23 protein-coding genes and 3 pseudogenes are annotated in these 25,736 nt (G+C 73.1%); 11 read left to right on the forward strand and 15 right to left on the reverse strand.

The genetic code is table 11. The features are described from left to right. The 4 genes from AB8Z75_RS12040 to AB8Z75_RS12055 form a co-directional block, all read right to left on the reverse strand. The coding region (locus AB8Z75_RS12040; protein WP_369201488.1) for a response regulator at positions 1 to 588 on the reverse strand (588 nt) is incomplete at its 3' end. Between the two features lie 74 nt (positions 589 to 662). Next, the gene (locus AB8Z75_RS12045) at positions 663 to 2,018 is read right to left on the reverse strand and encodes a sensor histidine kinase (protein ID WP_369201468.1); all 1,356 of its coding nucleotides are present in this window, start codon (positions 2,016 to 2,018) and stop codon (positions 663 to 665) included. Next, positions 2,012 to 3,133, reverse strand: coding sequence for a glycosyltransferase family 4 protein (locus tag AB8Z75_RS12050; protein ID WP_369201469.1), 1,122 nt, complete (start codon positions 3,131 to 3,133; stop codon positions 2,012 to 2,014). The genes AB8Z75_RS12045 and AB8Z75_RS12050 overlap by 7 nt, the downstream gene beginning before the upstream one ends. Beyond that, the gene (locus AB8Z75_RS12055) at positions 3,051 to 4,484 is read right to left on the reverse strand and encodes a hypothetical protein (protein ID WP_369201470.1); all 1,434 of its coding nucleotides are present in this window, start codon (positions 4,482 to 4,484) and stop codon (positions 3,051 to 3,053) included. Before AB8Z75_RS12055 ends, AB8Z75_RS12050 begins: the two co-directional genes overlap by 83 nt. 314 nt (positions 4,485 to 4,798) lie before the next feature. Here AB8Z75_RS12055 and AB8Z75_RS12060 point away from each other — a divergent pair, with 314 nt between their 5' ends. After that, positions 4,799 to 5,578, forward strand: coding sequence for a hypothetical protein (locus tag AB8Z75_RS12060; protein ID WP_369201489.1), 780 nt, complete (start codon positions 4,799 to 4,801; stop codon positions 5,576 to 5,578). A 10-nt stretch (positions 5,579 to 5,588) separates the two neighbouring features. Here AB8Z75_RS12060 and AB8Z75_RS12065 read toward each other — a convergent pair whose 3' ends face one another. Beyond that, entirely contained in the window at positions 5,589 to 6,083 is a 495-nt protein-coding gene (locus AB8Z75_RS12065) for a MerR family transcriptional regulator (protein WP_369201471.1), read from the reverse strand. Between the two features lie 62 nt (positions 6,084 to 6,145). On the opposite strand from AB8Z75_RS12065, the gene AB8Z75_RS12070 reads away from it, so the two are divergent. Both AB8Z75_RS12070 and AB8Z75_RS12075 read left to right on the forward strand, forming a co-directional pair. After that, complete coding sequence (locus AB8Z75_RS12070) at positions 6,146 to 7,723, forward strand: MFS transporter (protein ID WP_369201472.1); 1,578 nt, start codon at positions 6,146 to 6,148, stop codon at positions 7,721 to 7,723. A 225-nt stretch (positions 7,724 to 7,948) separates the two neighbouring features. Then, a pseudogene (locus tag AB8Z75_RS12075) lies at positions 7,949 to 8,130 on the forward strand (IS481 family transposase); the annotation flags it as partial. Between the two features lie 132 nt (positions 8,131 to 8,262). On the opposite strand, the gene AB8Z75_RS12080 reads toward AB8Z75_RS12075, so the two are convergent. Then, positions 8,263 to 9,087: an FCD domain-containing protein gene (locus AB8Z75_RS12080; RefSeq protein ID WP_369201473.1), complete on the reverse strand. Its 825-nt coding sequence runs from the start codon at positions 9,085 to 9,087 to the stop codon at positions 8,263 to 8,265. A 130-nt stretch (positions 9,088 to 9,217) separates the two neighbouring features. On the opposite strand from AB8Z75_RS12080, the gene AB8Z75_RS12085 reads away from it, so the two are divergent. Together AB8Z75_RS12085 and AB8Z75_RS12090 are read left to right on the forward strand one after the other, a co-directional pair. Next, entirely contained in the window at positions 9,218 to 10,069 is an 852-nt protein-coding gene (locus AB8Z75_RS12085) for a (2Fe-2S)-binding protein (protein WP_369201474.1), read from the forward strand. A gap of 215 nt (positions 10,070 to 10,284) precedes the next feature. Continuing rightward, positions 10,285 to 11,439: a DUF2637 domain-containing protein gene (locus AB8Z75_RS12090; RefSeq protein WP_369201475.1), complete on the forward strand. Its 1,155-nt coding sequence runs from the start codon at positions 10,285 to 10,287 to the stop codon at positions 11,437 to 11,439. A 70-nt stretch (positions 11,440 to 11,509) separates the two neighbouring features. Here the strand turns inward: AB8Z75_RS12090 and AB8Z75_RS12095 are convergent. The 3 genes and pseudogenes from AB8Z75_RS12095 to AB8Z75_RS12105 all read right to left on the reverse strand — a co-directional run. After that, a pseudogene (locus AB8Z75_RS12095) lies at positions 11,510 to 11,784 on the reverse strand (alpha/beta hydrolase); the annotation flags it as partial. Positions 11,785 to 11,812: 28 nt separating this feature from the next. Next, positions 11,813 to 12,616 (reverse strand): annotated as a pseudogene (locus AB8Z75_RS12100) (tyrosine-type recombinase/integrase); the annotation flags it as partial. A 27-nt stretch (positions 12,617 to 12,643) separates the two neighbouring features. Further along, positions 12,644 to 13,357 carry a DUF998 domain-containing protein gene (locus AB8Z75_RS12105; RefSeq protein WP_369201476.1) on the reverse strand — a complete coding sequence of 238 codons (714 nt, stop codon included), beginning with the start codon at positions 13,355 to 13,357 and terminating at the stop codon, positions 12,644 to 12,646. Between the two features lie 186 nt (positions 13,358 to 13,543). Between AB8Z75_RS12105 and AB8Z75_RS12110 the strand changes: the two genes are divergently transcribed. Further along, a complete protein-coding gene (locus tag AB8Z75_RS12110; RefSeq protein WP_369201477.1) occupies positions 13,544 to 13,747 on the forward strand; it encodes a hypothetical protein in 204 nt (67 codons plus the stop codon). Between the two features lie 7 nt (positions 13,748 to 13,754). Next, entirely contained in the window at positions 13,755 to 14,090 is a 336-nt protein-coding gene (locus AB8Z75_RS12115; protein ID WP_369201478.1) for a Clp protease N-terminal domain-containing protein, read from the forward strand. On the opposite strand, the gene AB8Z75_RS12120 is transcribed toward AB8Z75_RS12115, so the two are convergent. After that, a complete protein-coding gene (locus tag AB8Z75_RS12120) occupies positions 14,032 to 14,364 on the reverse strand; it encodes a hypothetical protein (RefSeq protein ID WP_369201479.1) in 333 nt (110 codons plus the stop codon). The genes AB8Z75_RS12115 and AB8Z75_RS12120 overlap by 59 nt on opposite strands. Before the next feature lie 377 nt (positions 14,365 to 14,741). Between AB8Z75_RS12120 and AB8Z75_RS12125 the strand changes: the two genes are divergently transcribed. Together AB8Z75_RS12125 and AB8Z75_RS12130 are read left to right on the forward strand one after the other, a co-directional pair. Then, a complete protein-coding gene (locus tag AB8Z75_RS12125; protein ID WP_369201480.1) occupies positions 14,742 to 15,173 on the forward strand; it encodes a MarR family winged helix-turn-helix transcriptional regulator in 432 nt (143 codons plus the stop codon). A gap of 26 nt (positions 15,174 to 15,199) precedes the next feature. Next, positions 15,200 to 15,964 (forward strand): class I SAM-dependent methyltransferase, encoded by a 765-nt coding sequence (locus AB8Z75_RS12130; protein WP_369201481.1) that lies wholly within the window; start codon positions 15,200 to 15,202, stop codon positions 15,962 to 15,964. 109 nt (positions 15,965 to 16,073) lie between these two features. Here the strand turns inward: AB8Z75_RS12130 and AB8Z75_RS12135 are convergent, their stop codons facing one another. Beyond that, on the reverse strand, positions 16,074 to 16,529 hold the full coding sequence (locus AB8Z75_RS12135) for an Lrp/AsnC family transcriptional regulator (protein ID WP_369201482.1): 456 nt from the start codon (positions 16,527 to 16,529) through the stop codon (positions 16,074 to 16,076). A gap of 146 nt (positions 16,530 to 16,675) precedes the next feature. Here AB8Z75_RS12135 and AB8Z75_RS12140 point away from each other — a divergent pair, with 146 nt between their 5' ends. Next, on the forward strand, positions 16,676 to 17,974 hold the full coding sequence (locus AB8Z75_RS12140) for an APC family permease (protein WP_369201483.1): 1,299 nt from the start codon (positions 16,676 to 16,678) through the stop codon (positions 17,972 to 17,974). Between the two features lie 198 nt (positions 17,975 to 18,172). Here the strand turns inward: AB8Z75_RS12140 and AB8Z75_RS12145 are convergent, their stop codons facing one another. The 4 genes from AB8Z75_RS12145 to AB8Z75_RS12160 all read right to left on the reverse strand — a co-directional run bounded on the left by AB8Z75_RS12145 (position 18,173) and on the right by AB8Z75_RS12160 (position 23,820). Further along, on the reverse strand, positions 18,173 to 19,372 hold the full coding sequence (locus AB8Z75_RS12145) for a protein phosphatase 2C domain-containing protein (RefSeq protein WP_369201484.1): 1,200 nt from the start codon (positions 19,370 to 19,372) through the stop codon (positions 18,173 to 18,175). A gap of 60 nt (positions 19,373 to 19,432) precedes the next feature. Next, entirely contained in the window at positions 19,433 to 21,010 is a 1,578-nt protein-coding gene (locus AB8Z75_RS12150) for an AlkA N-terminal domain-containing protein (protein WP_369201485.1), read from the reverse strand. 170 nt (positions 21,011 to 21,180) lie between these two features. Further along, entirely contained in the window at positions 21,181 to 22,347 is a 1,167-nt protein-coding gene (rsgA, locus tag AB8Z75_RS12155) for a ribosome small subunit-dependent GTPase A (protein WP_369201486.1), read from the reverse strand. Positions 22,348 to 22,713: 366 nt separating this feature from the next. Next, entirely contained in the window at positions 22,714 to 23,820 is a 1,107-nt protein-coding gene (locus tag AB8Z75_RS12160) for a YihY/virulence factor BrkB family protein (RefSeq protein ID WP_369201490.1), read from the reverse strand. Positions 23,821 to 23,961: 141 nt separating this feature from the next. On the opposite strand from AB8Z75_RS12160, the gene AB8Z75_RS12165 reads away from it, so the two are divergent. Beyond that, positions 23,962 to 25,632 (forward strand): acyl-CoA dehydrogenase family protein, encoded by a 1,671-nt coding sequence (locus tag AB8Z75_RS12165; protein WP_369201487.1) that lies wholly within the window; start codon positions 23,962 to 23,964, stop codon positions 25,630 to 25,632. The last annotated feature ends 104 nt before the right edge of the window (positions 25,633 to 25,736 follow it).

Here is a 25,736-nt window from a genome sequence, read left to right on the forward strand (position 1 = left end):
GTCGGGGGCGGGCGGGAGGTCGAGCTTGGTGAGGATGGAGCCCACGTGCTTGACGACGGCGGCCTCGCTGACGACCAGGGCCCGGGCGATGCCTCCGTTGGAGCGCCCTTCGGCCATGGCGGCCAGCACGTCGTGTTCGCGTGCCGTCAACCGCCGCAGCGCGGCGGGCCGGCGGTCGGGGGCCAGCAGCCGCCGTACGACCTCGGCGTCGATGGCGGTACCGCCCGCCACCACGCGTTCGAGCGCCTCGACGAACTCGGTGACCTCGCCGACCCGGTCCTTGAGCAGGTAGCCCACCCCGTCGCCCGTCGCCAGCAGTTCGGCCGCGTAGGAGTTCTCGACGTACTGGGAGAGGACGAGCACCGGCAGCGCGGGCCGTTCGGCGCGCAGGGCGAGGGCGGCGCGCAGCCCTTCGTCGCGCAGTCCCGGCGGCATCCGCACATCGGTGACCACACCGTCGGGGTCGTGTGCGGCGACGGCGTCGAGGAGCGCGGGGGCGTCACCGACGCCGGCGCAGACCTCGTGGCCGAACCGCGTGAGGATCTGCGTCAGCCCCTCGCGCAGCAGCACCGAGTCCTCGGCGATCACCAGCCGCATGCGTCCCCTCCGTCCCTCGCCCCGTACTTCACGCACCGATTGTTCCTTGCGGCCCCGTGCCGCGCTCATCCGCGGCTCGGCCGGTACGGCAACTCCATCCGCAGGAGGGTCGGTCCGCCTTCGGGGCTGGAGAGGCGCAGCCTGCCCTCGTGCACGGCGAGCCGGTCGGCCAGCCCCGTCAGGCCCGTGCCCCGGCGCGGGTCGGCGCCGCCCCTGCCGTCGTCGTGGACCTCCACCACCAGCGCGTTGTTGGCCCGCACGGTCACGGTGGCGCGGGAGGCGCCGCTGTGTTTCGCCACGTTCGCCAGCGCCTCGGCGACGGCGAAGTAGGCGGCGGCCTCGACCGCCTCGCCGGGCCGCCCGGCGCTCAGGCGCACCTCCACCTGGACGGGCACGGGCGAGCGTTCGGCCAGCGCCTCGATCGCGGCGCCCAGGCCGCGGTCGGTCAGCACGGAGGGGTGCATGCCGTGGACGAGTTCGCGCAGTTCGGCCAGGACGGCGCGGGCCTCGTCCTGCGCCGTGGCGACGAGTGCGGGGTCGGCGTCCAGCTTCGCCAGTCCGAGCGTCATGATCAGCCCGGTGAGGCGCTGTTGCGCGCCGTCGTGCAGGTCGCGTTCGATGCGGCGGCGCTCCAGCGCGAAGGCGTCGGCCAGCCGGGCCCGCGAGGCGGTGACCTCGGTCAGCCTGGCGTCCAGTTCCTTCTCCCGGCGCGGGCCCACCAGCACAGCGCGCGCGAGGGCGGCCCGGACGCCGGCGAGTCCGGCGCACACGTAGGCGACGAGTACCGCGAAGACGGGGGTCAGCAGCAGCCACGGCGCCACCTGCCCCGGCTCGGTCAGCACGACGTGCTCGCCGTACATGACCTGTTCGCCGTTGCTGACCAGCAGCAGGGCGAGCGGCTGGCTGACGACCAGGCCGACCCCCGCCACCGCCACGAGCAGGTCCACCAGTGACAGCACCGCATGCGGCAGTGCGAACCCGAACTCGATCCAGGTGGCGGGCGAGGCGGTACGCCGCCACAGGCGGCGCAGCACGCGCCGCACCGGTCCACCAGGCGGCTCGGCCCCTTCCGCGTCGTCGATGTCGTGCGGTGAGGGCGCGGCTGCCGGGTCGAGCCACCGCAGGCGCCGCCGCTCCAGCCCGGCCAGCCCGGCGGCCGTCACGGGGACGCACGCCAGTGCGACCACCCCGATGCCGAGGGGCAGCAGCAGAATTCCCACGACCACCAGGCCGAGGGCGAGGAAGAACCAGCCGACGCCCAGCACTCCGCCTGCCAGCAGGTAGCCCAGCGCCCGCAGGGGCCAGGCGGAGCCGAGGAAGGCGCGCGGTCCGCGTGCCAGCGCCTGCCAGATGCCGCCCCCGACGCCCCTCGCCGCCTCGCTGCCCGTCCGGGCTTCCCCCACCGCCGTCCCGCTCACCACGCCTCGACGGTACGGGACAGCAGCGTGCGCAACTGCCCGGCCGAGGCGTCCCAGCTCCACTCCGCCTCGACCATGGCCCGCCCGCGCGCACCCATCCGGGCGCGGAGGGCCGCGTCGGTGAGCAGTCCGGTCAGCCGGTCGGCGACGGCCCGCACGTCGCCGCCGTCCACGACGTAGCCGGTCCCACCGTCCTCGACCGCTTCCGGCGCACCGCCGGAGTCCCCGGCGAGCACGGGAAGTCCGGCGGCGGCGGCCTCCAGGTAGACGATGCCGAGCCCCTCCGACTCCAGGCCCAGGCGCCGGGTGCGGCAGGGCATCGCGAAGACGTCGGCTGCCGCGAAGTAGGGCGGCAGCGCGCCGTGTGCGCGGGCGCCGGTGAAGACCACCGCGTCACGGCAGGCGGCGGGCAGCCGGCGGGCCAGCCGCCGCAGCGCCTGCTCGTGGGGCCCGGAGCCGACGATGACCAGGGTGGTCCCGGGCACCGAGGCGCGCAGCAGCGGCAGGGCGCGCAGGAGGACGTCCTGTCCCTTGCGCGGGACGAGGCGCGAGACGCTCAGTACCAGCGGGCCTGTGCCCAGGCCCAGTTCGCGCCGGGCCCGCGCGCGCTCCTTCGGCCCGGCCGGGCGGAACAGCGCGGTGTCGACGCCGGGCACCAGCCGCGCCGTGCGCGCGTGGGGGCCGAGCGCACCCGCCATGCGCCGGCGCGCGTGCGCGGTGAGGTGGGTGACGATGTCGGCGCTGCCCGCGATGCGGGCCAGCGCGTGCCGGGCTCCGGGGAGGGCCGCCCACCCCGCCTCGTGTCCGTGTGTCGTCGCCACCGAGGGCAGCGCGAGGTGTCCGGCCAGCAGTCCGAGCGGGGCCGCTGCGCCGAACCACACGCGGTCGCAGCCGTACCGGAAGGCCAGCGCCCGGGCGGTGCGGGCCACCCGCGGGGTGGGGAGCAGGGTGCGGGCCCGGTCGCGGATCACCGGAAAGTGCTGGGCCGCGTCGAAGGCGTCACAGCCGTGCTGCGCCGCGGTGTAGACCACGACCTCACCGGGTGGGAAGCGGCGTGCGATCTCGTGCACGAACCTCTCGATGCCGCCCAGGCGGGGCGGGAAGTCGTTGGTCACCACGAGGGTGCGCCCACTCCCCCGCCCCGGATGACGGCGAGCACCGGCGGTGGACGGTGGCGGCGTGCTGCGGTGCATCGGGCTTCCTCCAGTGCGCCCAGAGGGCGAGGACGAGGGGGTAGACGGCGTAGCCGAAACGGGAGGCGGGCATCAGCGCCATCGCGGTCAGCAGGCCGAGGGCGAGCCGGAGCGCCGCGGCGCGCGCGTCCCGGGGCGGGCGGGCGCACAGGGACCACAGGACGAGCGCGGCGGCCAGCGCGAGCAGCGCCATGGCCAGCGCGTGCCCGGCGGGGCCGAGCCGGCCCAGCAGCCACCCGGGAAGCGGTGTGGCAGCGGGCGAGTCGGCCCCGGCCAGGCCCAGCGGGTAGCCGAAGGCGTTGACGGCCAGCCCCGAGGGGTCGGCCAGCGCGGGCAGGACGAGTCCGGCCAGCAGCAGGGGCGCGGCAGCCCCGGCGCACCGGAGTACCGCCTGACGGCCGCCGCGTGCTCCCAGGAGAGCCACGGCGACCCCGAGCGCGGGCCACGCGGTCGCCTTGAGGGTGCACGCCGCCGCGAGGGCGAGCCCCGCGCGGCCCGCCCGGGGCTCGCCCTCCCCGGCCAGTGCCAGCCCGAGGCACGCGAGCCCGACCACGGGCAGGTCGTCCCCGCCGGTCGCCAGGGGCAGCGCGACCAGGGGCGAGGCCGCGAGCGCCGCCGTACGGCGGCGGGTGCCCCGCACCCCCGCCGCCCTGAGGCTCAGGGCGAAGGCGAGCAGGAAGACGGCGCCGAAGCAGAACCGGGCGTCGAGCCCGAGGAACCGGTGCGGCAGCCCCAGCAGCGCCATCCCGGGAAGGTAGGGGTTGTAGGCCATGTAGTCGGCGCCGGCGAGCTCATCCGGGGACAGGTAGGGCGTGCCGTGCGCGGCGAGGCGGGCGGCCGACCGGTGGACGACGTCCACTTCCTCCTGCGCGCTGCCCGCCCCGACGAGAACGGACAGCGGCACGACGGCCGTCGCCGCGAACGCCAGAAACGGCAGACTCCTGCGCACCGGCAGCCGGAGCCGGCCCCTGCACACCGGCAGCCGGAGCCGGCCCCTGGGCACCGCCGAGGCCCCCTCCCGGGCCGTCGCCGCGCCGTGGGCCCCGGCCGTGCCCCGCCCCGTAGGCGCGGGCGAGCGCCTCGGCCCGGGTCGTGGCCGCCGGGCGGCGAGCAGGAGCCCGAGGGCGAGTGCCGCGTAGGCGGGCGCCGCGCACAGACCCCACACCCGGTGCGGTTCCAGCGCGGTCACGGCCGCCGTGACCGCCGCGTGCACGGCCGAGACGGCGCACAGGACGGGGGCGGCGAGACGGGCGCGCCGTGCGGTGTACGGATTCACGCACTCAGCGAACCGTGCGGCGCCGCGCGGTTCACTGCACCCAGGTGCCGACCTGGGGTATGGCTGGCCCTACCCCCTCAGCCGCCCTGTTCTGCCGGGCACCGGACGGGAGTTGGCAGAAGAGTTCCTCCGGTAAAACTTTGTGAACTGATTCACACCAGCCTCTTGGCCGGGCGGGGCACGGCGTGCTGAGATGCGGTCACATCCGGCTCGACGGCGCGCTTGGGGAGGGCACTGTGGCGGACACCGCCATGTCACGTTCGGCACGGCTGGATCCCGCGAACCCCTCGGACGGCGGGGCGCAGCCGCCGTCCATGGGTCCTGACAGCCCGCTGGGACGGGCGGTGTGGCGGCTGCGTTCGCGCGGCTGCTGGGAGGACGCGGCGGCGCTGCTGGAGCCGTACGCCCACCAGGAGCCGCAGGCGGCGGTGGGGCGGGCGGCGCTGCTCGTGGAACGGTGCATGTACACCGGCGAAGGGTGGGCGCCCGCCGAGGACGCGCTGCGGGTCGCCGAGGCGGTCGCCCAGGTGGACGACGACCGCGGAGCCGCCGCCTGCGAACGCGGGCAACTCGCCTACGCGGCGACCGTGCTGGGCGTACGCGACCGGACGGACGAGGCCCGTGCCGCCCTCGGCAGGGCGGCAGCGCTGCTGGAGCCGGGCGCCCCCGGACGCGCCCTGCTGGACTACCGGCGCGGGCTGCTGGCGGAGAACCTGAGTGAGACCCCCGAGGCCGCGCGCGCCGCCTACCGCAGGGCGCACGCGGGAGCGACCTCGCGCGGCGACCACCTGCTGTGCTCGTCCACCTTCCGGCACCTGGCGGGGATCGCCGTACGCGAGGGCGAACTGGCCGAGGCGCGGCACGGCTTCGCCGAGTCGCTGCGGCTGCGCGAGGAGCTGGGGTTCCTCGTCGGCATGGCACCGGCGCTCGCCTCGCTGGCCGACGTCGAGCCGGAGCCGGCCTCGACGCGCCTGCGGGAGGAGGCCGGCAGGCTCCACCGGCTGCTGGGCGGTGTCCCCACCTGGCTGACCGGCCGGCTCCCCGAGACGGAGCCGCAGGACGCAGCGCGCCCGGGGACGGGCGCGGACGGCTAGTTGTTGCGGGTCATGACGTTGGCGACCGGTCCGGAGGCGGGTCCGTGGGGGCGGCTCGACGCTGCGGGAATTGCCGGATGACCTCCTCGAAATAGGGGCAGCCGTCGAGTGAGTGCTTCCGGGGGCAGGTGGTGAGGTGTTGGAGGTAGTCACGGGCGGTGGTCATCTGTTGTATTTGGGTGTCGAGCGCTGCGATGCGTCCGTCGACGACCTGTTTCCAGTTGGGCGTGTCGGGCTGTCTGGCGATGAGGGTGGCGATGTCGGTCAGGCCCATCAGGCCGCAGCGTTGCCAGAACGAGATCAATGCGAGCTGGCGGACTTCGGCGGGGCCGTACCAGCGCTTACCGCCCCGACGTGCGGCCGGCTGGAGGAGCCCGCGGCGTTCGTAGTAGCGCAGGGCTGACGTGTTGAGACCGAAGTTACGGGCCACTTCCTCGATTGGCAGCAGATCATTATCAGCAGCGGCCGTGTCGGGCGACTGCTCGTTCCGTTCTTCGAAGCTCATGCTCTCCATGCCCCTGTCCGAACTTGCGTTGAAGCTGGGTTCAACGAAGAGGCTCCCATGACATGGAGAAGCAACCCACCGCAGAGTCCCTCTCGTCGCTGAACCCTCCACGCGCGCCGTGGACACTACTGGCGGCCCTGTTCGTAGGCCCGTTCATGGCGCTGCTGGACCTGAGCATCGTCACCGTGAGCCTGCCCGCGATGCAGGCCAGCCTGCACGCGAGCATGTCGTCGCTGCAGTGGGTGGTCGACGCCTACACCCTTGCCCTGTCGGCACTCCTGTTGTCGGCCGGGTCGCTCGGTGACCGCTTCGGCCGCAAACGCCTGTACCTGGTCGGTATCGGCGTCTTCACGCTCGGCTCGGTCGTCTGCGCGGCAGCTCCGACAGCAACGGTATTGATCGCGGGCAGGATGATTCAGGGCGTGGGAGCGACCAGCCTGATCCCCGGTTCGCTGTCGCTGCTGGCACAGGCGTTTTCTGACCCGGCCCGCCGGGCGCGGATGGTCGGAGTGTGGGGTGGGGTCGGCAGCCTCGCCGTTGCCGCGGGGCCGGTCCTTGGCGGTGTGCTGACCGAGGGTCTCGGCTGGTGGGCGATCTTCCTCATCAACCTGCCCATCGGCGTCGCTGCTCTCCTCCTCGGAGCCCGCGCCCTGAGCGAGAGCGTCGATCCGGCCCACAGCTCCCCTGACCTGGGCGGGCAGGTGACCGCCATCACCTGGCTCGCCGCACTGACCTTCGGACTGACCCAATCCGGAACCCACGGCTGGACAGCCCCTCAGACACTCATACCACTGGCCGTCGCGGCGGCCGGTCTCGCCGCGTTCTTGCTGTTCGAAGCGCGCACGGCACACCCGATGCTGCCGCTGCACCTCTTCACCCGGCCGATGTTCGCCCTCTCCAACGTCGCCTCGTTCGCGCTCGGATTCGGCGCCTACAGCGTGTTCATCCTGCTGTCGGTGTATCTGCAGAACATCCGCGGCTACTCCGCCGCCTCCGCGGGCCTGCGCTACCTTCCGCTGTGTGGGGCGATCGCGGTCATGAGCGTGTGCGCCGGACGGCTCACCGCCCGGATCGGCCCCGCCGCGGCGATGGCCATCGGCTACGTGATAACCGGCTCCGGCCTCCTGGCGATTCTCACCTTCGACTCCGACACGAGCTACTGGATTATCGCCCTCGTGTTCTCCGCCCTGGGCACCGGCATGGGACTGGCGATCGCCCCGACCACGGCCGCCGCGTTGGGCAGCGTCGAGCGACAGCACAGCGGCATTGCCTCGGGAGTGGTGAACTCCGCCCGCCAGGCCGGCAACACCCTCGGCATCGCTGTGCTCGGCAGCATCATCACGCAAGTCGCCACCGGCAGCCTGCAACAAGCACTCACAAACGATCACGGAGTCACCACCAGCGAGGCACAGCAGGTGGCCGCACAGGCGGTGACCAACCAGGGGGCCGCCAGCGGACAGCACGTCGTGCGGGGCAGCACCCTGCGCACTCTCCACAACGCCGCCTTCACCGACGGCATGCACATCGCCGTCCTGGTCGCCGCCGTTCTGACATTCCTCGCCGCCGCCCTGGTGCTCACCGCCAGGCCACACCGCCGACCCGCCGCCACCGCCAAACCGTCGGCTCCCCGGGGTGGCTGAACGTGACTCATCGCGATGCGCGCCGTTTGCCTGTTGAAGGCCGCCGACGACTGATGCAACGCTGTCAATCCAGACCGGTCTCTCACATGGCAGCAGAGATGCGGATGGCGCATCCACGGCCGCGACTCCGAACAAGCTCGGTCGGCAGCGCACGCGAAAGCCAGGGCCGACAAGCGCGGCTCCGCATGCCTGCGTTCCGCCGCCGGCGGACGCACGCGCCTCGCCAGGGTCCTGGCCGAAGAGTTCTCCTACACGCGAACCTGGGCCTCAGAGCGGCAACGCTCCGATGCCCTCGGAGTATGGAATGCGGTATGCGCACTACAGCCACCACCGCCCACAGCGCTACTGGCGGTCAGCCACCAGCCGCAGTGCTCAACAGGCGCGTCACCAACGTCATGGCCTCATACTGCCAGGGCTTTTGCTGCGGGCCTTGCTCCGGCCAGGGGATGCCGCTGCCCGCGGTGCGCACTGCGCGGTGCGCACTGCGCGGATGATTGTGGCTTGCCGCGCGGTTCCCCGCCCCTGCCCGGGGCGCGCGGTCAGGTGTGGTCGCGTACCAGGCGTTCCACGGCGGGCAGGTCCTGGCTGCTCAGCGCGTCGAGGAGCGCGAGGTGGTCGGAGGCCTCGGCGAGGAGGTCGGTGGTGCGGCGCGCCGGTCCTCCTCGCGGGGACGAGAGGTGCGTACGCCGTCTGACGTCCTCGGCGAGGGCGACGAGCTGCTGGTTGCCGGCGAGTTCCAGAAGGGAGCGGTGGAAGGCGCGGTCGGTCTCGGCGTAGGCACCGCGGTCGCCGCACACCGCCGCCTTGAGGGTGTCCTCAGCGAGGGGACGCAACTCCTCCCAGCGCTCCGCCGGCTGCGTCCGGGCGAGGGCCAGCACGACGGGCACCTCCAGCAGGGCGCGTATCTCCGAGAGTTCGGCCAGCTCGCGCGGGCTGTGCCGGGCGACGCGGAAACCCCGGTTGGGCACCGTCTCGACGCAGCCCTCGCTCACCAGCACCTGCATGGCCTCGCGCACGGGCGTCGGGGAGACGCCGAAGCGCTCGGCGAGTGCGGGCGCCGAGTAGACCTCGCCGGGGGCGAGTTCACCGGAGAACAGGGACGCCCGGAGTGCCTGGAGGATCTGGTCCCGTACGGAGTGCCGCTGCGGGACCACGCGCGGGGCGGGGGGCTCGCTGTGGACGTGCTCTCCGCGGGCCGTCTGCGGGTGCGGTGCGGGGCCCGGGGCCGACCGCCCCTGGCGCGGAGGACCGTCGGCCGCGTGCCCGGGCGGCACGGGGCCGCGGGCGGTGGCGCCCTGTGCGGTAAGCCGCGTCGGCCGGTCGGCGGCCGGCACGCCGGGTGCCCTCGTTCGGCTCTGTTCCATCGTTCCCCTCCGGCTGTGCCCTCCGGAACACTGCGGAGCACCATAGGCCGACGCGACACGAGATCACACCTCGGGGACAATCAGTTAAGGTAAGGCTTACCTGCTCACGATCGTCGAATCGGTGGTCCCCATGGCCGTGCCCACCCTCGCCCGCGTAGCCCCTGACGTCTCGCCTTTCCACGCGGCGTACGCACGGCTCACCGAGGTGTTCCCGTCGCTGGGTGTGACCGAGACCACGGCTCGTGAATCCCTTCCCGAGGGCCCCGGCTGGGTGCGGGCGAGCGAGTTGGCCGCCGGCGGGCAGGCCCTGGAGTCGTTCCTGGCCTGGGACGAGGAACAGATCCTGCGGGACTACGGGCGGCCGGGCCGGCCCGACGTCATCGCCAGCTTCGGACTGCACCGCTACGCCTGGCCCGTCTGCCTGCTGGTGACCATGCCGTGGTTCCTCCAGCGGCGGGTACCGCGGGTGCCGGTGGAGGCGGTGGCGTTCCAGCGCTCACTGGGGCGGCTGGCCGTCCGCATCGAGGAGTTCGCCTGCCTGCCGGACGACCCGGCCGCCGCGGCTCCGGGCGCCCGGGTGGTGCCCGACGAGGAAGCGCTGCGCGCCGAGGTGCGCGGCGCGGTCGCCGACCACCTCGCCCCCGTGCTGGAGGGCTTCAGGCCCAGGATGCGGCGCGGCTCACGCGCCCTGTGGGGCATGGCGTCGGACGAGGTCACCGAGGGACTGTGGTACCTGGGGCATCTGCTGGGCGAGGAGCCGCGCGCCATGGCGGAGGCCGGACTGCTGCTGCCCGGCTCGCTGAAACCGTTCGCCCAGGGGGCGGGGTTCCGCCGGCTGACGGGTCCTGAGGGCCAGGAGCTGACCACCCGCGACCGGGCGAGCTGCTGCCTCTTCTACACCCTGCGCCCCCAGGACACGTGCGTCACGTGCCCGCGCACCTGCGACGCGGAACGTATCGAACGGATGACCGCGACTTCGTAGGCAGTTCGAACCCGCACGCCCCGGCAGGCCACCGGCGCCCCCTTTTCGCGTTCACTTGCCCCGAAACCCCCCTGAGGGGTGGCGCGCTGCCGTAAAGATGCTCGGCGACACGAAGAAAGCCAGAGCGCGAGCGCGGCACCGCCCCGCGCACGGACATCCGCCCCACCGGCAGACACCCCGTGCGCCCCGGTACCGCGCGGCAAGGGGCACACCCGATGAGACTGACCGACATATCGCTGAACTGGGCGCTGCCGAGCGCCGTGCTGCTCGTCGGCACTCTGACCGCGGTGCTCGTGATGGCACGCTCGCGCCGCCACAGTGCCGTCACCGAAGGGGATACCGCGGCCACCGCCGCCGAGCAGCAGCCGGCGCCCGACTCCTGGGAACGCGCGCAGGAGCGGCGGCGCCGCAAGGAGACCCTCTACGCCACCGCCGCCTACCTGCTGCTGTTCTGCTGTGCCGCCGTCGCCGCCGCGCTCTCCTTCCACGGACTCGTCGGCTTCGGGCGGCAGAACCTGGGCCTGAGCGGCGGCTGGGAGTACCTGGTGCCGTTCGGGCTGGACGGGGCGGCGATGTTCTCCGCCGTGATCGCCGTGCGCGAGGCCAGCCACGGAGACGCCTCGCTCGGCTCCCGGCTGCTGGTGTGGATCTTCGCGGGGGCCGCCGCGTGGTTCAACTGGGTGCACGCGCCGCGCGGCCTCGGGCACGACGGAGCGCCCCAGTTCTTCGCGGGGATGTCGCTGTCGGCGGCGATCCTCTTCGACCGGGCGCTCAAGCAGACACGCCGCGCCGCGCTGCGCGACCAGGGCCTGGTACCTCGCCCGCTGCCGCAGATCCGCATCGTGCGCTGGCTGCGCGCGCCGCGCGAGACGTTCGGCGCCTGGTCGCTGATGCTGCTGGAGGGCGTACGGACGCTGGACGAGGCCGTCGACGAGGTGCGCGACGACCGCAAACAGCGCGAGCAGGAGCGGCTGCGCCGCAAGGACCAGGAGCGTCTGGACCGGGCGCGGGTCAAGGCCATCAACCGGCAGCACCGGTTGTGGAGCCGGGGCCGCGCGGACAGCTCACGCCGTGTGGACGTCGAGATCGGGAGCCCCGTTCCCGCCGCCGGCACGGGCGAGCCGGGCTCCGACGCCGCGGGGGCGAACCAACTGCCCGCGGCCGAGTCCCCGGCAGCGCCCGCGCCGCGCGGCAGGCCCGCACTGCAGGCCGTCGTGGACGACGGCGGCGCCGCGCGGCGGCGTGGGGAGGGCTCCGAGGGCGACCAGGGGGCCGGTGGCCCGGGACGGGACGAGAAGAGCAACGCCGCGAGCCCGCGGCTGGACACCCTGGAGGAGAAACTGGCCGAAATCGAGCGTCAGTTCGGCTGACGTGGCCGGGCTGGTGCGATGAGCGCGGCTACGACGTCCCGGCGGTCCCTGCCTGCGGGCATCGCGCGGCGGCAAGCGTGTCGCGGTAGTCGGGACGCTCGGCCCGCCCCGCAGCGCGGACGCGGCACCACGGGGGTCGGTGGCGCGCATCATGCCGAGGACGTGCGCGGCGACGTCTGGCAGTGCGGTGACGTGCTAGGCGGCCGGCATCTTGTCGATGACGTCGTCCGCGTAGTCGGCCATGCCGTCGGCCAGCAACCGGTCGGCCAGGTGGTTGCGGAATGCCCTGCCGTCGGGCGTCTCGGCGGGTGCCGAGGTGTCCGACAGGATGAGAGCACGTATGCGTGAGAGCACGTATGCGGCGGGCGTACCGTTCCAGGGAGCGGACGGAGGCGTGGCGGGAGCGGGCCAGCAGCATCGGGGTCGAGGTGCCGTTCTCCGCGTCGTGCTTCAGGGCACTGTGACGTAGCCGGTGAAGCGTCCAGCCGTCCAGGTCCTCGATGTCGTCGGGTGAGGCGAGGGGGTTGGCCAGCAGCCGGGTGTTCTCCTCGAAGATCTCCTCAGCGCGGCGGTAGGAGAGCCGGGCCCGGCCGGTCTCCGGGCACATGTCGAGTGTCGGTGTTCCGGCCGGCGCCTTGCGGTCGGTGAGGAACGGCGGGCCGCGGGTGCGGCGGGCGATGAGGCGGGGCAGGAGCTGGGCGGTGCCGGACTGCCAGTGAATCCATTCGATCGCCCCGCCCTTGGCGGTGATCTTCCCTCGCTTGTCCTGCGGGTAGAGGTCTTCCACGTTCAGGCACAGCACCTCGTCGGCCCGTGCGGCGGACTCGTAGAGCATCCTCCACTGCGTCTTCTCCCGCAGTGCGACGTCGAGGCGCCACAGGGCGGCGATCTGATTCTCCGCGAGAGCCCTGGTGCGGTCCGGCGGCGCGGGTCGTCGCTCGATGCCCATCGTCGGATCGCACTCGATCCAGCCCTGGCGCTGCCACCAGCCGATCGCCTTGCGCGCGATGGACACCTCCCGATTGACGGTGTCGGCGTCCATCTCGTCCGCCCGCGCCGCCGCCAGCTCGGCCAGCACCTCGGGCAGCGCCGGGTGGTCGATCGCGGCGACGGGGAAGACGGGCGGCTTCGCGCCCCGGCGGGCGGGTCCGGTCGGCGCGGGTTCGCCGGTGAGCATCCACCCCCACGAGGAGTCAAGAAGCGTTCACTCCTCCTGGTCGGCCGGCTGTCGGTTGCTGTGGCGTAGCAGGTGAAGGGCGAGCAGACTCAGCCAGCACCAGCCGACGGTGAGCGCGATGCGCTGGAATAGCCCGCCAAGGTTCACCAACCCCTCGGTCTGGTCGAAGCCAAGATTGGAGAGCGCGAACGCCACCGTGAAAACGATGCCGGTCGCCGCGGAGTAGAGGGCCCAAGTCGGCCTGCCCCATCCGGCGAAACGCCGGGCGAAGACAAAGCAGGCCACCGCCAGAGCCATGAAGGCGACGAACGAGACGCCGTCATGCAGGGCGGCGTGCGTGCTGGCGTAGTGGGTGAGCTTGTCGGGGGTGCCCAGCGGATATCCGCTGACCGGGTCTGTGACGAAGATCCCCGCGCCGAAGAGCCCTGTCGCCCATACCCCGATCAGCAGCGGGCCCCAGGTTGATCCGCCGAAAGGCGGAAGTGCGCGCCGCAGTCCGAGGGCAAAGGCCATACCAAGGGTGCCTGCGGCAAGGAAGTTGACCACCTGTATCCATCCGACGTCGCCCAGGGCGAGTGAACTCACCGGGTGGCGCAGAGGGTTGTAGTCGGCGCGGTTGAGGCCAGCGATGACGAACGTGAGGATAAACAGTGGGCCGGCGATCACACCGCAGGCAAGGAGGGGGTCAGCCCGTGCCGCGCCAGCCCATCGGAGGAGGGTTTGCACCGGTTTCTGCTGCATCAGCCCTCCAAGAGTGGATGGCGCTCCGAGGGCGGCTCCCGCCCCGAACGGGCTGGGCGCGCCGGAACAGCCGAACTGCGGTCCGGCAGGCAGCCAGCTAGGCGGCCGGAAGGATCCTGCGGCAATGCCCCGGCCGGCTGTCAGTCTGGGTTGACACGCACAACGTGTCAACCCAGGCTGACAGCTATGGAATCGGGAGATCTCTCAGAGCGCATCAGGTCGCACGATCCTGCCGTCGGACTGCGGGCGGTCGGTGCGCTGCACCGACTGGCCGAACAGGTCGAGGTGACCGCGGTGGCACGTGCGAGGCAGCAGGGATGGTCCTGGGAGCAGATCGGGGACGCCCTGGGCTTGTCACGCCAGTCCGCGCACGCCAAATACGGGAAGTGAGGCAACAGTGTTCGTACAGTTCACAACGGGTGCCCGCACGGCGGTCAGCTCCGCGCACGAGGAGGCGCGGCTGCGCGGCGACCGCCGCATCGGCACCGAACACCTCCTCCTGGGCGTACTCAATGTCCCCGACCGGACCGCGCTGGCCGCGATCGGCATCGACATCGAGGGCGTTGAGCGGGCGCCGATCCCCGTCTCACGCAAGCGCACCCCCTCCTCGTCCGGTGCGCGTCGGCTGCCCGCCCCCCTCGCTTCGGTGACGGTGCGTTTGATGACTTCGGCGGTCATGGCCGCGGCCTTCGTGAGCGCCTCTTGGGCCGGGCCCCCTCGTCGATGTGCTTGAGCACCGTGCGGTGGTTTCCGATCAGGGCCTCGACGATCTCCCGCTCCGCGAGCCGGATCTCCTCCAGCTCCGCCTTGGCCTTCTTGTCCTTCGTCGCCACACGCTTGCAGAACAGCGTCGCCAGGTCGTCCCGCACCCGCATCCGCGCCTTGTGCGTCAGGGCCGCGACCAGCGCGATGCGCTTGACGGGGACGAAGTCCCGCAGCTCCGAGGCGTCCGCCGCATCTGCCTCTCCGGCGAAGTCGGTGACCTTTCCCGCGGCGACTCCGTCCATCCGCACGTCGGTTTCACCGGGCTCGTCCAGCCATTCCAGACGCTCGGTCAGGTTCTTGAAGTGCGACAGGGTCGGCCCTCGGCGGGCTTCTTCAGCCGGTTGAACAGCGTCGTCCCGTCGCTGTCACGGCCCCCCAGCAGCCGCATGAGCCCCGCCCGCTGAGCAGCGCTCATGCGGTCGTGGATGCCCGTACAGATCGAGGCATTCACCTCGGTGTACGGGCTGTTGGGCCTGTCGCGGCACAGTGCGCTCTACTACTTGCTTCGCCAAGCAAGTAGAGTGGCGTGATGCCTGAGTCCTTGAGTTCCCGAGAGCCGCGTCCTGCTGACGATGCACAGGACGACCGATGGTGCATGGCGGTACGGCTGCTGGGGCGTGTGGAGAAGCAGTTGGACGGTGCCTTGCAGCATGAGCACGGCTTGCCGCTGTCGGATTACCGGGCGCTGTGTGCGCTGAGTCGCACGGACAACGGTTCCGCCCTGCGGATGGGGGAGTTGGCCGATCGGATCGGGCTCAAGGACAGCACGGTGACGCGTCTGGTCGGCCGGCTGGAGGAGCGGGGGCTTGCGGAGCGGTCGTCCGGGCCCGGCGACGGGCGGACGGTCACCACGAGCATCACGCCGGCGGGCAGACAGCGTTACGCGGCGGCGACGCCGACGTATCGAGCCGCGCTCGGCGGCGCTTTGGAGAGTGCTCGGGCGAACGTGTACCTCCTCGATCTCGCCGCCTGGGTTCTGACAGGCGAGTCGTCCGTGCACGGGGCACCCGCGCTCCAGAACACGGACAAGAGCCCGACTTCCGCAACCTGACCGATCCGTCTCATGAGAGGACCCGTATGGCCACCGCTGCCGATCATTACGACAGCCTGCTCGCCGAGCACTACACCTGGATGCTCGGCGAAGACATCGAGGAAGCGGCGGCAGCGCAAGCCGACCTCTTCCGTGAGTTGGGGCTGGCAGTCCCGGCGCAGGAGAGAGCCGCCGCGGTGGACCTCGGCTGCGGTCCGGGCCCGCAGACTCTCGCCCTCGCGTCCCTCGGTTTCGCTCCCGTGACCGCGGTGGACACCAGCGCCCGGCTCCTGGAGGAGCTTACGGAACTGGCCCTGCGCTCCGGGCACACCCAGGCCGTCCGCGCCGTGCACCAGGACATCCGCGGGGCCCTGCCCCGGCTCGCTTCACCGGGCTCTCTCGCCGCCGTCGCGTGCATGGGCGACACCCTCCCGCACCTGCCCAGCAGTCGGGACGTGCAGGTACTGATCACGGACGTGGCCAAGGCGCTGCACCCCGGTGGGAGCTTCGTGGCCACCTACCGGGACCTGACCCACGAACTCCGCGGCCCACAGCGGTTCATCCCCGTCCGCAGCACCGGTGACCGGATCCTTACCTGCTTCCTCGACTACCAGGACAAGGACACCGTCCTCGTGCACGACCTGGTCCACACCCGCCAGGTCGACGGCTGGGAGCTGAGGACCAGCAGCTACCCCAAGCTCCGCCTGTCTCCCCGGTGGCTCACCGACCAGTGCCGCGCGGCCGGACTCGACGTACGACGCCACGCCGCCGGCTCTCGCGGCATGTACGTGCTGCACGCCGTCAAGCAGTGACACGATCCCGGCTCGCTCTCAGCAACACGCCCTGACGGGCTGTCGCGTGCGGGCCGCCTTCTCCCGGCGGCCCGCAGAGCACACGAGTTCCCATGCGCTCTCCGACGTGTCACGGCAGCGGCGGGACGACCAGTTTCCGGTCGTGCTGGAAGATCACCGAACTGCGGAAGCTGACGATCTCTCGCCGGTCGCTGAGCCGGTCGATAAGGAAGCTGTGCAGCTGGTCCACGTCCGGCACCGCGACATGGATGAGGAAGTCGTCACCGCCGGTCAGGACGTAGACGGCGAGCACCTCGTCCAGCGCGTCCATCGAACGCCGCACCTCTTCGATCACCTGCCGGTTCAACGGTCGCACCTGGAGTGCGACCAGTGCCTGCACGCTGCGGTTGAGTGACGGCAGGTCCACCTGCACCGTGTACTCGTTGATCACGCCCCGCTTGCGCAGCAGGCGGACACGCTCCAGACAGGTCGACGGTGCGATCCCCAGCGAACGGGCCAGTTCCCTGTTGGTCTGCCGTGCATCTGCCTGGAGTCGGGCCACGATCGCCGAATCAAGTTCGTCCACGACGTGCCGTTCTCCCCGTCCTCCGACATTGGTTCGGCAGTCGAGCGTACTAGGCGGCCAACAACCTAGCGTCAGGGCCGGTTTGGCGAACCTTCGTCGACATTCGACGACAGGAGAGGAACGACGTGCGGAGAACGAGACTCGGGTTGAGTGACGGGACAGCACTCTACATAGGCGGAGTGCTGGGGCCCGGGGTGCTCGCCCTGCCAGCCCTCGCAGCCGCCGTGGCCGGCCCTGCCTCGTTGATCGCCTGGGCAGGGCTGCTGCTCCTGAGCGTTCCCGTAGCCCTGTCCTTCGCGGCACTGGGCGCCCGCTACCCGGACGGCGGCGGTGTCTCGACGTTCGTGGCCCGGGCCTTCGGTGCGCGGGCTGCCGCCTGCGTCGGATGGTGGTTCTATGCCGCCGTACCCGCAGGCGTTCTGGCGGGCGCCATGATCGGTGGACAGTACGTCGCCGCGGCGCTGGGCTCGGGGAGGGGGACCGCCCTGCTCGGAACCGCCGTCCTGCTCGCTACCGCCTTCGCGGCCAACTACGTGGGCCTTCACCTCTCCGGACGGATTCAGGTACTGCTGTGTACCGTGCTCGTTCTCCTGCTGGTCACCGCCATCGTCACCGCTGCGCCGGCCATGTCGTCGAGCAACTTCTCACCGTTCATGCCGCAGGGATGGGCCTCCGTCGGCACCGCTGCGGTAGCGCTGTTCTACGCCTTCAGCGGCTGGGAGGCAGCCAGCCACCTCTCGGCCGAGTTCGCACGCCCGCGGCGGAACCTGCGGATCGCCACGCTCATCACTCTGGCGGTCGTGGGCACCCTCTACCTGGCGCTGGCTGCGGTGACTGTCGGAGTGCTCGGCGAGACCTCCGACCGCTCCAGCGTCCCACTGATGCTGTTGATCGAGCAGGGCGTGGGCCCGGGCGCCCGTGCCGTGACCGCGGCAGCCGCGGCGTGCCTGACCTTCGGTGCCCTCAACACCTTCATCGCCGGAGCAGCCCGGCTCGGCGCCGCCCTGGGGCGGGACGGTGCGCTGCCCGGCTGGCTGGCCAAGGGCGCCGGAACCGGCCAGGTGCCTCGGTCCAGTCTCCTGGTCCAGGCCGTTCTCACCGGCGCCTTGCTCATGGTGGTCGCGGCGGCAGGAACCGAACTCGGGCTGCTGATGCAGATCACCTCGGCGTTCCTGGCCACGGTCACCGCCGCGGGAATGGCCGCGGCCGTCGCCCTCCTGCCGCGTCGGCGGCCACTGTGGTGGCTGGCACTCATCGCGGTGGCCTTCACGCTGCTGGTCCTGCTGTTCAGCAAGTGGCTGCTGGCACTGCCGGCAGCGGTGGCCGCAGCCGCGATGCTGTATCTCGGCGTGCTGCCGCGCGGACCCGGGAACAGCGGCCACCGCGAGGCGGAAGGGGAACCGACGCCGCAGTACACCTCACCGGTGGGGCCGCGACCCAGGTGAGGGGCGCGACCCAGGTGAGGGGCGCGTGGTCCGGATGCGCCGACGGTGGCCGGGCTCGCCGGCCGGCCGCGGGACGCGCGCGGTCTGGTGGTCTTGCCCGTAGTGCCGATGGCGTCGCCGAGCAGGGTCGGACGGCCGTCCCTGGACAGCGTCCTGATCACGTGGCCCAGGCCCGCGCGCCCGCCCACGGCGCCACGCTCAGTCTTCCTGCAGGAGAACCCCCGTGCGGTCGCGCGTGTGCCCTGGGACGGGGTGCCCGAGGTCGCCGAGGTACGCCGCGAGACCGGAAGCTCCCGCTGCCGCACCCGTCCAGCGGGCGGCGAGCCGGTCCGCGAACGGCGGCTCGGCACGCAGCGGTTCGGCGAGCCCCGGGGAGGCCAGCAGCAGCGCGTCACCGGGTTCGGCGCCGCACACGCGGAAGCGGAAGGGCTCCGCGAGCGCCGAGGGAGGAAGCTCCGCCGCGGTGAAGCCGTCCCGGGCAGCGGCGGCACCGGCCGCGCCCGCCGCCTGACCGCGGTCCCCCAGCGGCCGGGGCGCAGGCGGCGGCGCCGGCGTGGGCCGCGGCTCGACGTCTTCCCAGTTGCCGTCACGCAACCGGAGCAGGCCGCCCGCACCGGCCCCGAAGCAGACCCGGACACGGCAGCGCGGGTCGGTGGGCACCAGCAGGCACCGCACGTCGGCCGTGTGCTGTGCCGGGGTCAGCCCCCATGCGGCGGCCTGCGCGCGGAGCCTGCCCAAAGTGCGGTCGGTCAGCCGGTGCAACCCGGGCCTGAGCGCGTCGCGCCGGTCCGCGCGCAGGTCCTCCGCGAGCCGCCGCCCGCTGCGGCCGACACCGGCCGCGAGCGCGTGGCAGGCCTCGCGCGCGGCGCGGTGTGCCTTGGCGCCGTCCGTCCGCGCACCCGTGGCGACCACCACCAACACCAGCCCCTCGTCTTCCGCGCCGAACCGTGCCACCAGCAGCGCGTCCCCGCGCGGCTCTCCCGCCTCCCGGGCCGCCTCGCCCCGCGAGGAGGCCGCCCGCAGCGTCGTGCGTCCGTGCCGCGCTTCCTCCAGCACGGTGTCCGGCACCAGTTCGGCCGGCGCGTCGGGCTCGGCGAGCGGCAACAGCGCCGGGGAGCCCGACGGCTCCCCCGCGCCCGGCGGCTCCCCTGAACCTGGCGGCTCGGCCGCACCCGGCGGCTCGGCCGAACCCGGCGGCTCGGCCGCGTCGGGCGGCTCCCGCCCGCCCGTGGTGGTGGTCGGGGTGTCGAGCGTGCGGGTGACCGAGGCGAAACGGTCGTCGACGCTGTCCCCGGCGCGGGTCGGGCCCGTGTCGGGCGTGTACGGCTCGTACAGCCGGGCCCACCAGTCACGGTCACGGCCGCTGTCCGAGCCGTTCTGTGCCCCCTGCCCGTTCATGGGCTCATTGTTGCCCGCGTGAGCCCGTCGAAAAGCCCGTACGGCGAACTCCGTCCGCTCTCACGCCGCGCGGGCAGCGCGCTGCGGCGCCGCCAGCGTGGTGGCGTGCCACAGGTGGTGCAGGGCGTAGGAGCGCCACGGCCGCCACTGGTCGGCCTGCGTGAGATCCGCCCCCGCCAGGGCGAGACCGTGCCGTACGCCCACGTCGCCCGGCAGGAAGACGTCCGGGTCGCCCAGCGCGCGCATCCGCATGTAGCCCGCCGTCCAGGGGCCGATTCCCGGCAGTGCGAGCAGGGCGCGCTCGGTCGCGTCACGGTCGGCGCCCGGGTCGAGGACGACGGTGCCGTCAGCCAGTGCCGCCGCGACGGTACGCAGGGTGCGGCGGCGCGTCTCGGGCATGCCCAGCTCGCCCAGCGGCGCCTCGGCCAAGGTCGCGGGCTCCGGAAAGAGGTGGGTGAGCGAACCGCTGGGGGCCGCCAGCGGTTTGCCGTAGGCCTGCACGAGCCGGCCCGTCAGGGTACGGGCCGCGCCCACCGTGACCTGTTGGCCCAGCACCGCCCTGGCGGCCAGTTCGTGGGCGTCGGCCGCGCCGGGCGAACGCAGCCCGGCGGTCCGCTCCACCAGCGGCGCCAGCGCCTCGTACCGGCGCAGGTGCTCGCTGACGGCGAACGGGTCCGCGTCGAGGTCGAACAGGCGCCGGATCCGCTGCACGGCCGTCGTCAGGTCACGCAGGTCGCCCAGGTGCAGCCGGCAGGCGAGCCAGCCGCCGCCGCGCGCCGGGCGTTCGTCGACCTCCGCGACGCCGGTGCCGTACGGCAGGTTGAGCGTGCGCCGGTAGGTGCGGCCTGCGGGCTGCCCCAGCACCTCCTCGACCCCGGGCACGGCCCGCCGCTCCAGAAAGTCGAACATCTGCCCGGCGGCGTAGTCGCCCCGGTATGCCAGCCGCAGCGTCACCCCGCTGACCGGACCTCCGTCCCGTGCCGTGGCCGCCCGCGCCTCGGGGCGCCCCGCGGGCCCGTGCCCGCCCCGCACGGAGGCGGCGCGCAGGGCGCTGGGCGTACGGGCGTAGACCTCCCGCACCGTGTCGTTGAACTGCCGCACACTCGCGAAGCCCGCGGCGAAGGCGATCTCGGTGACGGGCAGCTCGGTCGTCTGGAGCAGCACCCGCGCGGTGTGGGCGCGCTGCGCCCGAGCGAGGGCGACGGGGCCCGCGCCCAGCTCGGCCGTCAGCTGCCGCTGCACCTGGCGGGAGCTGTAGCCGAGCCGCGCCGCAAGGCCCGCGACGCCCTCGCGGTCCACCACGCCGTCGGAGATCATCCGCATCGCGCGGCCCACCAGGTCGGCCCGCACGTTCCACTCGGCGGAACCGGGCACCGCGTCGGGACGGCACCTGCGGCAGGCGCGGAAGCCCGCGCCCTGGGCAGCCGCCGCAGTCGGGTAGAAGCGCACGTTCTCCCGCTTCGGCGTCACCGCCGGGCAGCTCGGCCGGCAGTAGATCCCGGTGGTGCGCACGCCCAGGAAGAACACCCCGTCGAAGCGCGCGTCCCTGCTCCGGACGGCCTCGTACCTGCTCTCGTCTGTGGTCACACCCCCAGTGTGCGAGGGTGCCGCTCGCGCTCGCCAGCGGAAATGCGACATGGCCGTCGGGGGCGGGCAGCGGGGACGGCGGGGACAGCTCTCGGCCGTTCCCGCCGTACCCGCCCTCTGCCCCGCCGCACCCGCCGCACCCGCCCTCCGAGGTGGGCGCTCCCCGGCTACCGTGCGCCGGTCACGGCTACCGTGCGCGGGCCACGGCTACCGTGCGCCGGTCACGGCTTGCGGTGCGGGCCGCGTTTGCGCTCCATCATGTGGCGGCCCAGTGCCTGCCGCTGTTTGTACAACTGCCGCTGTTCGGCACGTAGTCGCGCATCCGTACGGGCCGCCAGGCGCACGTTCTCGCTCAGCAGCTTGCGGTAGCTGACCAGCCGGCGTTCGGGCAGCGTGCCGTCCTCGACAGCGGCGAGGACGGCGCAGCCGGGCTCCGCGTGGTGTGCGCAGTCGTGGAAGCGGCACCGGGCGGCCAGTTCCTCGATCTCCGCGAACGCCTGACCGAGCCCCTCCTCGGCGTCCCACAGGCCGACGCCGCGCAGCCCGGGGGTGTCGATGAGGGCGCCGCCTCCTCCCGCGGCGGGCAGCGGCAGCAGGTTGCGGGTCGTCGTGGTGTGCCGTCCTTTGCCGTCCCGGTCGCGGATGGTCTGCACCGTCTGCGCCACCCGGCCGAGCAGCGCGTTGGCCAGCGTGGACTTACCCGCGCCCGACTGACCGAGCAGCGCGGTGGTGCCGCCCGCGAGGACGGCGGCGAGCACGTCGATGCCCTCCCCCGTCTCCGCGCTGACGGGCAGCACCTGCACCCCAGGCGCCGCGGTCTCGGCGTCGGCGGTCAGGTGGGCGAGGGCGGTCGCGTCCGGTACGAGATCCGCCTTGGTGAGGACGAGCACGGGGTGGGCGCCGCTGCTCCAGGCCAGCGAGAGGAACCGTTCGATGCGGCCGAGGTCCAGTTCGGCGGCGAGGGGCACGGCGATCAGCGCGTGGTCGACGTTGGCGGCCAGCACCTGGCCCTCGGAGCGTTTGGAGGACGTGGAGCGGGCGAACGCCGTGCGGCGCGGCAGCAGGGAGCGGACGTACGGCGGCGCCCCGTCCGCGTCGACGACGGCCCAGTCGCCCGTGCAGACCACCCTCATGGGGTCGCGGGGGACGACGAACTCGGTGTCGGCGCGCACCGTGCCGACCGGGGTGACCAGGTCGCACTGGCCCCGGTCGACCCGTACCACCCTGCCGGGCACGGGGGCGGGGTCCGCGGCGGACGAGTCGGCCACGGCGTCGGCGTACGCGGTCGCCCAGTCGTCGTCCCAGCCGTAGGGGGCCAGGCGGGAGAAGTCGGGGCGCGGGGACGAGGACGTGTGCGGGCTGTGAGAAGGGTGGGAACTGTGTGACAAGGGTGTGGCCCTTCACAAGGGCGGCCCCGGCGCGCGAGAAGCGCGGTCAGCCGGTGGCCGCGGAGGTGGATGTGACGGTCTGGAAGAGGGCAGCGCCCTGCGGGGAGACAGCCATCGGTCACACCTCCGTTTCTCGTCCCGTGCGGGCGACGGCTGGTGCCGTCGCGCGATCACCGAGAAGGTAGCGCGGCCCCGCGACGGAAGCCACCGCTTTTTTCCAGAAGCCGCCGCTTCGCCGGGCAGCCGCCGCTTCGCCGGGCAGCCGCCGCTTCGCCGGGCAGCCGCCGCTTCGCCGAAAACCGCCGCCTCTTGGGAGGAAGCCGCCCGGGGCGGGCCGGATCTGCTGCGCGCCGGCCGGCCCGCCCCTCACCGGCCGTCGGCCCCCTTCGACCGGCCGTCGCCGTCGGAGACCCCGCCCCGGGAGACCCCGTCCCGCTCGTCGTGGTCACGGGCCCGCGGTCGCAGCAACCGCCCCCGCACATCCGAGGGCGGCAGGAACTTCGTCCAGCGCTCCGGAAACTCGGACGGGGCGTCCTCGCCCCCCGGCTCGTCCTCGCCTGCGGCGCGCCGGCGCGCGGCGACGGCGGCGACGACCTCCGCGGCTGCCTCCTCCCGCCGCCGCTCGTTGGCCCGCCGCGCCGCGGCGGTCGCGACCGAGGGCCACACGTGGTCGATGGCCGCGTTGACGGCGGCCCCCACCAGCACGGCGAACGCCGACACGCCGATCCACAGCAGTACGGCCACGGGCGCCGCGAGCGATCCGTAGATGGTCGGTCCCTCGACGGTGTTGGTCAGGTACAGCCGCAGCAGGAAGCTGCACAGCACCCACATGACCAGCGCGACCAGGGCGCCGGGGACGTCCTCCCGCCAGGGGGAGCGCACGGGCACCGACACGTGGTACAGCGTCGTCAGGAAGACGATGGACAGCAGCAGCACGACCGGCCAGTAGAAGGCGCCGACCACCCACTCGGCCTGCGGGACGAGCCGCAGCACCGCGTCGGGTCCTGCCACCATCAGCGGCAGGGCGACCGCGCCGATCACCAGCGCGACGAGGTAGAGGCCGAAGGCGAGCAGCCGGGTTTTGACGATGCCGCGCCGCCCGTCAAGCCCGTACATGACGGTGATGGTGTCGATGAAGACGTTCACCGCGCGGGAGCCCGACCACAGGGCGAGCGCGAAGCCGAGGGAGATCACGTCGGGGCCTCCGCCCCTGATCACGTCGTCGATCAGCGGCCGGGCGAGCTGGTCGACGCCCTTGTCGGACAGCACGGTGGCGGAGGCGTCGAGGGTGTTCTGGCGGAGCGTGTCGACGGTGTCGGCGCCGATCCAGTCGAGGTAGCCGAGGGAGCCGATGAGTCCGAGCAGCAGCGGCGGGATCGAGATGAGGGTGAAGAACGCCGCCTCGGCGGCCAGCCCGAGGACGCGGTACTCCATGCAGGAGTTCACGGTGTCCTTGAGCAGCAGCCACGCCATCCTCCGTTTGGGGACGTCGCGGTATTTGACCCGCGCTCGCCGCAACTGGCCGCGGGAGCGCCGCGGGGCCCACTTCGGGCCCTCCGCGACGGTCTGCTCAGGGGTTTCCTCGACTGCACGCACGTCTTTAACGTATCTGCCATGCCACCCTCGACTCACACCGTGACCAATCAGGCCCCGCCGCTGGTCGACTACGACGTCTTCGCGGCCGACTCCGCGCTCGCCGAGGGCGTGGCCCGCCACGTGGCCCCCGAGCGTGCCGAGCAGGTGCGCGCCGAGCTGTCCGAGCTGGGCCGGGCGGCCGGTTCCGCGCAGGCACAGGAGTGGGGCAGGCAGGCCAACGCCAACCCTCCGGTGCTGCGCACCCACGACAGGTTCGGGCACCGCGTCGACGAGGTGGACTTCCACCCGGCCTGGCACCAGCTGATGGAGCGGGCGGTGGGCGCGGGCCTGACGGACCCGTTCTCGCGCCCCGACGGGCAGCTGAGGCGCAGCGCCGCGTTCCTGGTGTGGTCGCAAGTGGAGCCGGGGCACGGCTGCCCGGTCTCGATGACGCACGCGGCGGTGCCGGCGCTGCGCCAGGACCCGGCGCTGGCCGCCGAGTGGGAGCCGCTGCTGACCTCCCACCGCTACGACTACGGCCTGGACCGTCCCGCGAGCGCCAAGCTGGGCGCCATCGCCGGGATGGGCATGACGGAGAAGCAGGGCGGCAGCGACGTACGGGCCAACACGACGGAGGCCACCCCGCTGACCGGCGCGGGCACGGACGGCGCCGAGTACACGCTGCTGGGGCACAAGTGGTTCTGTTCAGCGCCGATGTCGGACGTCTTCCTGGTGCTGGCGCAGGCCCCCGGGGGGCTGACCTGCTTCCTGGTGCCCCGTGTGCTGCCGGACGGCACCCGCAACAGCTTCCGCATCCAGCGGCTCAAGGACAAGCTGGGCAACCGCTCCAACGCCTCCAGCGAGGTCGAGTTCGACGGGACGACGTGGGCGCGCCGCGTGGGCGAGGAGGGGCGCGGGGTGGCGACCATCATCGAGATGGTGGCGGCCACCCGGCTGGACTGCGTGACGGGCTCGGCGGCGCTGATGCGCCAGTCCGTGGCGCAGGCCGTGCACCACGCGGTCCACCGCTCGGTGTTCGGCAAGCCGCTCGTGGAGCAGCCGCTGATGCGCAACGTGCTGGCGGACCTGGCGCTGGAGTCGGAGGCGGCCACGACGCTGGGGCTGCGCCTGGCGGCGGCGCACGACAGCGTGGCGGGCGGCGGCGAGCGCGCCGAGGCGGAGCGCGCGTTCCTGCGGCTGGCGCTGCCGGCGGCGAAGTACTGGGTGACCAAGCGGTGTGTGCCGCTGGCGGGCGAGGCGCTGGAGTGCCTGGGCGGCAACGGCTACGTGGAGGAGTCGCCGATGCCGGGCCTGCTGCGCGAGTCGCCGCTCAACTCCCTGTGGGAGGGCTCGGGCAACGTGCAGGCGCTGGACGTGCTGCGGGCCCTCCAGCGCTCGCCCGGGTCGCTGGACGCCTTCCTCGGCGAGATCGGGCGGGCGCACGGCGCCGACCACCGGCTCGACGCCGCGGTCAAGGACGTGCTCACCCAGCTCGCCGACCTGGACGGCATCGAGGCGAGGGCGCGGCGGCTCGTGGAGCGGATGGCGCTGGTTCTCCAGGGCTCGCTCCTGGTGCGCTTCGCGCCGCCCGAGGTCGCCGACGCGTTCTGCGCCTCCCGGCTGGGCGGCGACTGGGGTGCCGCGTTCGGGACCCTGCCCTCGGGCGCGGACCTGGAGGCGCTCGTGGAGCGGGCGCGGCCTGTGGAGTGACGGACCGGGCCGCGCCCCCCGACACGGGCGGGCGCGACCCGTTGGCAGGACGCCCCGCGCCCGCCCGKSYCGKGSTCAGCCGCAGGGCGCGGGGCGTCCTGCCA

The organism is Streptomyces sp. PU-14G, from assembly GCF_041028275.1.
Classification (GTDB): Bacteria; Actinomycetota; Actinomycetes; order Streptomycetales; family Streptomycetaceae; genus Streptomyces.

Coding starts and splice junctions, on each gene's coding strand:
- AB8Z75_RS12060 (WP_369201489.1), top strand. CDS start 4,799: ATGGGTCCTGACAGCCCGCTGGGACGGGCGGTGTGGCGGCTGCGTTCG.
- AB8Z75_RS12065 (WP_369201471.1), bottom strand. CDS start 6,083: ATGAGCTTCGAAGAACGGAACGAGCAGTCGCCCGACACGGCCGCTGCT.
- AB8Z75_RS12070 (WP_369201472.1), top strand. CDS start 6,146: ATGGAGAAGCAACCCACCGCAGAGTCCCTCTCGTCGCTGAACCCTCCA.
- AB8Z75_RS12080 (WP_369201473.1), bottom strand. CDS start 9,087: ATGGAACAGAGCCGAACGAGGGCACCCGGCGTGCCGGCCGCCGACCGG.
- AB8Z75_RS12085 (WP_369201474.1), top strand. CDS start 9,218: ATGGCCGTGCCCACCCTCGCCCGCGTAGCCCCTGACGTCTCGCCTTTC.
- AB8Z75_RS12090 (WP_369201475.1), top strand. CDS start 10,285: ATGAGACTGACCGACATATCGCTGAACTGGGCGCTGCCGAGCGCCGTG.
- AB8Z75_RS12105 (WP_369201476.1), bottom strand. CDS start 13,357: ATGCAGCAGAAACCGGTGCAAACCCTCCTCCGATGGGCTGGCGCGGCA.
- AB8Z75_RS12110 (WP_369201477.1), top strand. CDS start 13,544: ATGGAATCGGGAGATCTCTCAGAGCGCATCAGGTCGCACGATCCTGCC.
- AB8Z75_RS12120 (WP_369201479.1), bottom strand. CDS start 14,364: ATGGACGGAGTCGCCGCGGGAAAGGTCACCGACTTCGCCGGAGAGGCA.
- AB8Z75_RS12130 (WP_369201481.1), top strand. CDS start 15,200: ATGGCCACCGCTGCCGATCATTACGACAGCCTGCTCGCCGAGCACTAC.
- AB8Z75_RS12145 (WP_369201484.1), bottom strand. CDS start 19,372: ATGAACGGGCAGGGGGCACAGAACGGCTCGGACAGCGGCCGTGACCGT.
- AB8Z75_RS12150 (WP_369201485.1), bottom strand. CDS start 21,010: ATGTCGCATTTCCGCTGGCGAGCGCGAGCGGCACCCTCGCACACTGGG.
- AB8Z75_RS12160 (WP_369201490.1), bottom strand. CDS start 23,820: ATGGCGTGGCTGCTGCTCAAGGACACCGTGAACTCCTGCATGGAGTAC.
- AB8Z75_RS12165 (WP_369201487.1), top strand. CDS start 23,962: ATGCCACCCTCGACTCACACCGTGACCAATCAGGCCCCGCCGCTGGTC.